7 protein-coding genes are annotated in these 8,564 nt (G+C 60.1%); all 7 read right to left on the bottom strand.

Annotated features, from left to right (window positions below):
• Positions 1-1,988, bottom strand: a 1,988-nt coding sequence (locus VNZ65_RS10825; protein ID WP_325668809.1) for a diguanylate cyclase domain-containing protein, incomplete at its 3' end; no start/stop codon positions are given.
• A gap of 128 nt (positions 1,989-2,116) precedes the next feature.
• Positions 2,117-2,914: a hypothetical protein gene (locus VNZ65_RS10820; RefSeq protein ID WP_325668807.1), complete on the bottom strand. Its 798-nt coding sequence runs from the start codon at positions 2,912-2,914 to the stop codon at positions 2,117-2,119.
• A 195-nt stretch (positions 2,915-3,109) separates the two neighbouring features.
• On the bottom strand, positions 3,110-3,835 hold the full coding sequence (locus VNZ65_RS10815; protein ID WP_325668805.1) for an ABC transporter ATP-binding protein: 726 nt from the start codon (positions 3,833-3,835) through the stop codon (positions 3,110-3,112).
• A 1-nt stretch (position 3,836) separates the two neighbouring features.
• A complete protein-coding gene (locus tag VNZ65_RS10810) occupies positions 3,837-5,810 on the bottom strand; it encodes a branched-chain amino acid ABC transporter ATP-binding protein/permease (protein WP_325668803.1) in 1,974 nt (657 codons plus the stop codon).
• A 2-nt stretch (positions 5,811-5,812) separates the two neighbouring features.
• Complete coding sequence (locus VNZ65_RS10805) at positions 5,813-6,703, bottom strand: branched-chain amino acid ABC transporter permease (RefSeq protein ID WP_061940114.1); 891 nt, start codon at positions 6,701-6,703, stop codon at positions 5,813-5,815.
• A gap of 195 nt (positions 6,704-6,898) precedes the next feature.
• Positions 6,899-8,056, bottom strand: coding sequence for an ABC transporter substrate-binding protein (locus VNZ65_RS10800; protein ID WP_061940112.1), 1,158 nt, complete (start codon positions 8,054-8,056; stop codon positions 6,899-6,901).
• Between the two features lie 303 nt (positions 8,057-8,359).
• Positions 8,360-8,563 carry a cold-shock protein gene (locus VNZ65_RS10795; protein ID WP_014005790.1) on the bottom strand — a complete coding sequence of 68 codons (204 nt, stop codon included), beginning with the start codon at positions 8,561-8,563 and terminating at the stop codon, positions 8,360-8,362.
• Between the last annotated feature and the right edge of the window lies 1 nt (position 8,564).

Here is an 8,564-nt window from a genome sequence, read left to right as displayed (position 1 = left end):
TCCACCTCGACCAGCCCGATCGAGCCCTTGACCTGGAATGCGCGCGCCCCTATGTGATAAGACTGGTAGCTGATTTTCTGGATAATGGCGGAACAGATCTCGGTGGCAGCGGCGATTCCGACGTCCTGGAACAGGATGATGAATTCATCGCCGCCAATGCGGCCGATATGATTGCCGTCGGCCAGCGACAGCGCGACCCGTTCGCACAGCTGCTTCAATACCTCGTCGCCGGATTGATGGCCGAACAGATCGTTGATCAGCTTGAAACGATCCAGGTCAAGGTAAGCCAGAGCCAGCGGCCGCTCGTCGCACTGGCGTTCGATGGCTCGCTCCAGCATGATTTCGATGCCGCGCCGGTTCAGCACGCCGGTCAGCGGGTCGTGCTCAGCCAGGAAGCGCAAGCGCTCGACGGCGTCGGAACGCTCGCTGATGTCCTGCAGCGAGCCTTCGATACGGCCGTTGGCGAAGGTCGCCGTGACCAGGTAGGTGCTGGCTTTGCCGCCGGCATCGGCGATGCCGTGCAGCTCGGCTTCGTTGCTGCCGCTGCCGGACACGATTTGCCACAACTTGTCATGCGCGCCCGGCTCGAAATAGTCGTCCCATTTCTTTTCCCGCTCGGCGGCGCTGGCGCGTCCCAGAATCCGTTCCAGCGCCAGGTTGCTGCGCACGAAGCCGCCGTCCGGGTCCAGGGTGAACAAGCCGATCGGCGTCACTTCATAGGTCGTGCGCAGCTCGGCCTGGGCCATCGCCAGCTGCCGCTTGCCGGTACGCATCTGCTCGGCGAAAGCGAAGGCCGCCATCAGGCTCGACAGCAAGGCAGCGATGGCATTGTTCGGCACCTGGTCCAGGGTGCGGATGCCGAATGCCGCGCCGATCACTTCATCGATACGGGCAAACAGCACCACCACCATCGAAGCGCAATACCAGAACGCGGCCCTGGTGCGTGTGACGATCAGGATGCGCACCAGCAAGAAGATCAAAACCGCAATACCGATCACCGCGCACACCCACAATACCGGCAGGAAGCGGCTATAGGGAAGCAGCAAGGCTGCAGCAAACAACGGAATGCCGAGATACTGGCCGAGCCGTTCGACGCGCGGGAAATTGATGCGCTTCAATTCGGCCGTAAACAGGATGTGGAACAAGGTGAAGGTGACGATGTAATAGGTCGCGAAGGTCAGTTTCCGCAGCAGGCCTAGCCACTCATTAGGCACGGTCAGCATCAGCCAGTGGGCATCCCAGCCCATGGAATTGGCGCCCAGGCGGAGATTACCCAGCAGCCAGACGGCAAACAGGACATACATCCATTCACGGTTGATCAGGGCCGCGACCAGGACAAACATCGTCAGCATGAGCAGGCCGCCTTCCAGCAAGCCTATGCTGCGGTAGAACCTGTTTTGCGACAGGCCATAGTCGTAGGGCGTCCAGCGTTGGCCGGAAATCCGCGCCGGCCCCGAGAAAGTCCCCTTGCACAAGACGTTGACCGGCTGCGCCGCCTGCTCCAGGGACAGGATGAAGCCGGTTTTTTCAACCCGCATGCGGCCTTGTGCCGGACCGGGTTGCTGGTCGCGCTGGACGCCGCCCAGCCAGCGTTCGCCGGCGCCCTGCCAGCAAGCGACTTGCTGGGCGTGGCGCGACGGCAGCTCTACTTCGCTGCGCCCGTCCGCGGCCGGCGCCGGCACTGCGAACGAGAACCAGAACGGGGTTTCCAGCAGATGTGTGTCGACATGATCCTCCAGCGGCTGGGCCGCCAGCTGCTGGTATGCCTGGCCCGGCGTCAGCGCTTGCGCCGGATCGCTCAGGACACGCAGCTGCAGCGGCACCGGGCCGTGGTGCAGATCGGGATGTTCAAGCGTGACGTAGCCGACGATCGTGAATACGATAATCAGCAGGGGCAGCAAGCCCACGGAAAAATAAAATACCAACCGGTCCAGAGTACCCGAAGCAGTTACACGGTTCTTCACCGTATCCGCATGAAACAACCACATAGGCATCTATCCGCAAATGTAAGGAAAGGAGGTCAACTGTAATGTAACGCAAAAATAGATCACTATTTTCTTTTCTACAATATTACCCCTTCCCTCACATAACCGACAGTTACTTGGCAGGCATAGCCCTATATCTCGGACTGCTCTGCATGGGTTTCCGTCAGCGCCCTGGCACGCTCCAGCCGCGCGCGCGAAGCTGCCGGCGGCGGCAAGGTGAGGTTCATGTCAGGATGGTTCAGCTCGAACAGCAAATGGAACAAGGGATGGTTAATCGCCTTCCAGCGCGGCTCTACCGTCGCCACAGGCAACGCCATGACCCGGTGCGGCAGGTTGCCGACGTGGCGCATGGGGATGAAGCCGCGCCCCGGAAAGACATCCTCGAACAGCATCGCAGCATATTGCCGGTGCAGCGGCGAACGCGCAGTGATGACCATCCAGTCGATGTCATGCTCAAAGCAATACTGGAAATAGGCCTTGAACAGCAAGCCTTTTACCAGCTTGCCGATCTGGCCGTCGGCCACGCCCAGGCGGGTCGCTTCGGCCAGCCGCCTTCCCCGCAGCCATTCCGGCAAGTCTACCGATTGCTCGAGCGCCAAAGGCTGGAAACGGTTGGTCTGGATCCGCATGGTGCCGAGCGAAGAGCCGTCCAGCTTGGATTCGGCCAACAGGACAATAACGCCCTGCGCCAGATCGACCGCTTCCGCCGCCACCATTTTCTGGGCCAGCTCCGGCAGGTGCCGGCCATAGGCGGCGCGCCGGATGTCTACCGCCTTGCACAATGCTTCCTCGTCGCCGGCAATGCGGATGGTAAACGGCAGCCGTTCCTCGGCGCGCGCTGATAAGGCATTCCTCAGCTGCGGAGGTAGCGTCGCCGCCATGTTCGCCGCCTGCTTGGCTGCCGTGATTACTGATTGAGTTTGTGTCATTTGAGCACTCCCGAAGTTGAAAAAATAGTCGACCGCTTTATGCACGCAATGCACTACGGCACTATCAGATTCTCACGTTCGGGATACTCTAGAAAACTAAACCTCCATTATTTATGCACTAATTGCGGCCAAAATGCCACGTAAGCACCGGAAATCCAAAATATTGCAAAACAAACATCGAAAACCGAGGCTATATCAATGCTGGCTGCCACCCAGGTATGCCGCCTTGACCGCAGGATCGTTTTTCAGCTTTTCGGCCGGGCCGTGCACCGAAATCCGCCCGTTTTCCAGCACATAGCCATAATCGGCGACGTTCAGGGCAGCAGCGGCGAACTGCTCCACCAGCAGCATCGTCACGCCCTCCGCCTTGAGCCGCGAAATGATGCGGAACACTTCCTCCACCAGAATCGGCGCCAGCCCCATCGACGGCTCATCCAGCAGGATCACCTCAGGATTGAGCATGACGGCGCGCGCCATCGCCAGCATCTGCTGTTCGCCGCCGGACAAGGTGCCTGCCAGCTGGCTTTGCCGCTCCTTCAGGCGCGGAAACAGTTCCAGCGCCCGCTCCAGGTCGAGCTTGATATCGCCGCGCGGACGCATACGGGTAAAGCGCGGAAAAGCGCCCAGCAACAGATTGTCAACCACGCTCATGGTGGCGAACACGCGCCGCCCTTCCGGCGAATGGGCCAGGCCGGCGCGGGCTATCTTGTGCGAGGCCAGGCCGGTGACATCGCCCCCGGCCAGGGTCACGCTGCCGGACTTGGCCTTGATCATGCCGGAGATGGCGCGCATGGTGGTGGTCTTGCCGGCGCCGTTGGAGCCGATCAGGGTCACCACCTTGCCTTTCGGCACATCCAGCGAAATGCCGTGCAATACTTCAACCTTGCCGTAGGCCGCATGCAGATTGGAAATCGAGAGCATCTTATAACCCCGCTGGCGTGGAAGTGGATGGCGCACCGGCAGCCTCTTCACCGGCGCTGCCGCCGAGATAGGCTTCGATCACCTTGGCATCGCTCTGCACCGCGGCAGGCTTGCCTTCTGCGATTTTCTGGCCGAAATCGAGCACCGTCACAGTGTCCGAAATCGACATCACGACATCCATGTGATGCTCGATCAGGATGATCGTGATGCCGTGCTGGCGGATCTTGTGGATGATCGCGATCAGCTCCTTGATGTCGGGCGCCGTCAGGCCCGCAGCCGGCTCATCCAGCAGCAGCAGTTGCGGATTCAAGCCCAGCGCGCGGCCGATTTCCAGCAGACGCTGCTTGCCGTACGGCAGGTTGCGCGCCTCCTCGCCGGCCAGTTCGCCGAGGCCGACGAATTCCAGGATGCTGGCGGCGCGCTGCCGCGCCTGCAGCTCTTCGCGCCGGTAGCGCGGCGTATTGAAGATCACGTCCAGCACATTGCTGCGGAAGGTGTGATGCAGGCCGACCAGGACGTTCTCGGTGGCGGTCATCTCGCCGAACAGCTGCACGTTCTGGAAAGTACGAGCGACGCCGCCCAGCGCAATCGCCGCCGGCGTCGTGCCGGAAATCGTCTTGCCGTTGAACTCAACCTTGCCGGCGGTCGGTTTGTAGATGCCGGTAAGGACGTTCATCATGGTGCTCTTGCCGGAGCCGTTTGGCCCGATCAGGCCATGCACGCTGCCTTTGACGATGTCCAGGTTGACCTCGTTCAGGGCCTTGAGGCCGCCGAACTGCATCAGGATCTTCTGACCGCTGAGCAGAACACCACCGCTGGCGCCGCCGCCGACCGCAGGTCCCCAGGCCTGTTCAGGATTGGCCGCAAGCGTGGCCGGCTTGCCGCCGGCGGCCGCTTTGTAGCCCAGCAGGTTGCGGGCAAAGCCGACAATCCCGTCCTGCAGGTAATACACCACGAACAGCGTCATCACGCCGAAGATCGTCAGGCGCCAGTCGGTGATGTTTTCCAGGCGGTAGGAAAAGATCGCCATGCCAAGGGTGGCGGCCAAGGGCACCGCCAGCTCGCGCGCCGTCTTGCGCTTTTTCCACAGCAGGAAGGCACTGGCCAGCACGCCGATCACGGCCGCTGCCGTCGCAATCTGGCGGAACAGGTCGATATCGGCCAGCAAGCTCGGCAGCATGACCACGATCAGCGCCCCCAACAGGGAGCCGATACGGCTCTTGCGGCCGCCCATGATGACCGCCAGCAGGAACAGGATGGTCAGCTCGAAGTTGTAGGTATTCGGCGAGATGTATTCTTCCGAATAGGCATACAGGCTGCCCGCCAGGCCGGCCAGCGCGGCGCTGATCACGAAGGCGATGACTTTGTAGCGGTACACCGAGACGCCCATGCAATCCGAGGCGATCGGGCTGTCGCGCAGCGCCTGGAAGGCGCGTCCGAGATGCGATTTGACGATCCGGTGGACCACGATCAGCGACAGCACCATCAGCGCCGCCACCAGATAGAAATAATCGACTTCGTCGAGACGATGGCCGAAGAACACGGGCTTCGTCAGCTTGATGCCCATCGGTCCGTCGGTCAGGAAACTCATTTCATTGATCAGGATCTGGATGATGGTGCCGAACGCCAGCGTCACCATGGCCAGGTAAGGTCCGGTCACGCGCAACGCCGGCAAGGCCAGGATGGCGCCGAACAAGGCGGTCACCGCCAGGCTGGCCGGAGCGGCGATCAGGAAAGGCCAGCCCAGCTTGAACACCAGTACGCCGGTGGTATAGGAGCCGATGCCGAACAAACCGGCATGGCCCAGCGACACCTGGCCGGTATAGCCGACCACGATATCCAGCCCGAACAGCAGGATGGCGTAGATCAGGATGGTTTCCGCCAGATGGATGTAGTACGGATTCGGGAAAACTTGCGGAAACGCCAGCAGCAGCACGATGCCGGCAATCGACAGTGCGAATAACTTTTTACTCATCTTCACACCTTCTTGATGGCAGTCTTGCCGAACAGTCCGGCCGGCTTTATCGCCAGCACCAGCAACAGCAGCACCAGGCCCGGCACTTCCTTGTAGCCGGTGGAAATATAAAAGCCGGTCAGGGTCTCGGCAATGCCCAGGATCAGGCCGCCGACGATCGCGCCCATGCCGGAAGTGAGGCCGCCGATGATCGCCACCGCGAACGCTTTGAGGCCGAGCGAGGTGCCCATGGTGGCGCCGGTCAGCGTCAGCGGCGCCACCAGCACGCCGGCAAACGCCGCCGTGGCCGACGACAAGGCATAGGAAAAGGTGATCACCATGCTGGTGTTGATGCCCATCAGGCCAGCGGCATCGCGGTCGTTTGAAGTCGCCACCACCGCCTTGCCGTAAATCGATTTGCGATTGAACATTTCCACCGCCAGCATCATCGCCAGCGCCCCCAGCACCACCACGATCTGCATCGGCTGGACATTGGCGCCGAGCACCTGGAACGGCGTCGCCGACAGCGGCGTCGGGAACGTCAGATCGTCCTTGCCCCAGATGTTTTCCGCGACATTCTTGAAGATGATCGCCAGCGCGATGGTCGACATGATCCAGCCGAACTCGGACTTGATCTTGAGCGCCGGCCGCACGCCTATCCATTCGACCACCACTCCTTGCAGCGCGCCGAACACGATCACCACCGGAATCATCAGCCAGTAGTTCAAATAAGGACCGCCGTGGATGTTGCCGACCAGGCTGAGGCCGACCAGCGCGCCCAGCATCAAGGCTTCGCCCTGGCCAAAATTGAGGGTGCCGGAAGTGGCGAAAGTGAGTTGATAACCGAATGCGATGACCGCGTAGATCATGCCAAGCGCGATACCGCTGAAGACCAGTTGCAGCAGGATTTCCATGATGTATATCCAAGAGACATCGCCGGGAAGCGAAGTAAAACACACGCGAGCACAAGCGACAAACCGCAGTACTGCTGCAAAAGCAGCAACAGCGGCAACTACTTCAGATGCAGCAAATCCGGCGCACGGGCCGGATTTGCTGCGCAGTCAAACAGATTGCGGCCGGCCTTTGCTACTGCTCTGGCCGGCCTGCTGTCACTTGGCCAGCACCACGCGGCCACCCTTGACTTCGCCGATCACCACCAAGTTCGGCTTGATCGCCTCATGGTCGTCATGGCTGAACGGCTTGGAGTAGTTGGTGACAACGCCTTCCACCGTACCATTCAGGTTTTCCAGTGCTTCCCGGATCTTGACGCCGTCGGTGCTACCGGCCTGCTTGATGGCAGCCGCCAGCAGATAGATCGAGTCATAGCCCTGAGCCGCGGAAACCGGGGACGGCATGCGATCGATCTTGTAGGCTTTCTGATAGGCTTCGATGAAGGCCTTGCGCTTAGGCGAGCTTGGATCCTGGATGAAGGTTTGCGGCATGCGCGTACCGTCGCCGTTCTTGCCGGCGTTATCGATGAAGTTCCCCATCGACAAAGTCCAGCTGCCGACGATAGGTACTTTCCAGTTGAGCTTTTCCATGCCGTTGGCGATCTGCGCCAGTTCCGGGCCGATGCCGTAGGTCAGCACCACTTCCGCGCCGCCCTGCTTGGCTTTCAGAAGTTGCGCCGTCATGTCGACGTCTTTCAGGTTGTATTTCTCAACGGCGACCGGCTTGATGCCCTTGGCAGCCAGCGCACGCTCCAGGTCTTCGCGGCCGAGCTGGCCGTAGTTGGTGGAATCCGCCAGGATCGCGACCTTGGTATGCTTCTGGCGCACCACCGCTTCGTCGACGATCATGGCCGACTGGATGGTGTCGTTGGCCGCATTGCGGAACACGTAGTTGTCCTTGTTTTCCGGCCCGACGAACTGCTTGGTGACGATGCTGCCGGTGGCGACATTGTTCATGACCGGGATCTTGGCTTCCTGGTAGAAGCGCTGCGAGGCCAGGGCGACGCCGGTGTTGATGAAGCCCACCGTGCTGACCACTTTTTCCTTGTTGATCAGTTCCTGCGCAACCTGCACCCCGCGCTCATTCTTGGCTTCGTCGTCGCGCTCGACCAGTTGCAGCTGCCGTCCCAGCACGCCGCCGTGGGCGTTGATGTCGGCCACCGCCAGCTTGACGCCGTCGCGCATGGAAACACCCATTGGTGCGGAACCGCCGGTGAAAGGTCCGCTGACGCCGATCTTGATCGGCTCCGCCGCCATGCCAGCCAACGACCAGCTCATCAGCGCTGCCGCCACACACGCTTTGCTTATGGTGTTCATGCTATCTCCTCTGTATTTTTTATAAGATAAGTACCGGCATGCACAAATACCGAAGTACTCGGTTAACGTAAAACCTCACCCAGCATACTGTAAAAAAATATTATCTGTATACAGACTGCCCCAGCATTTCAGGCCACCCTTACAGCTTCCTGACAGCGGACCGCCTTTACCTTCTTATGGCAAATATATAGAGTATGTCGCGCAGCGCATGGCGCCGCTAACAGGCTTTTACGTTTGCTACAGACGAAAAAAATCCCCGGCGAACCGGGGATTTTTGCGATGCTGATTCAGCGACTAATTAAATTAGATAGCTTGAATGTTCGAAGCTTGCTTACCCTTTGGGCCAGCAGTAACTTCGAAAGAAACGCGTTGGTTCTCTTGCAGCGACTTGAAGCCGGAAGAATTGATTGCGGAGAAGTGCGCGAACAGATCTTCACCACCTTCGTCAGGAGTAATAAAACCAAAACCCTTCGAATCATTGAACCACTTTACGATACCAGTTGCCATT

Origin of the sequence: Collimonas sp. (genome assembly GCF_035566555.1) — a bacterium.
Lineage (GTDB): Bacteria > Pseudomonadota > Gammaproteobacteria > Burkholderiales > Burkholderiaceae_D > Collimonas.
This window is presented reverse-complemented; position numbering and strand designations above follow the sequence as displayed.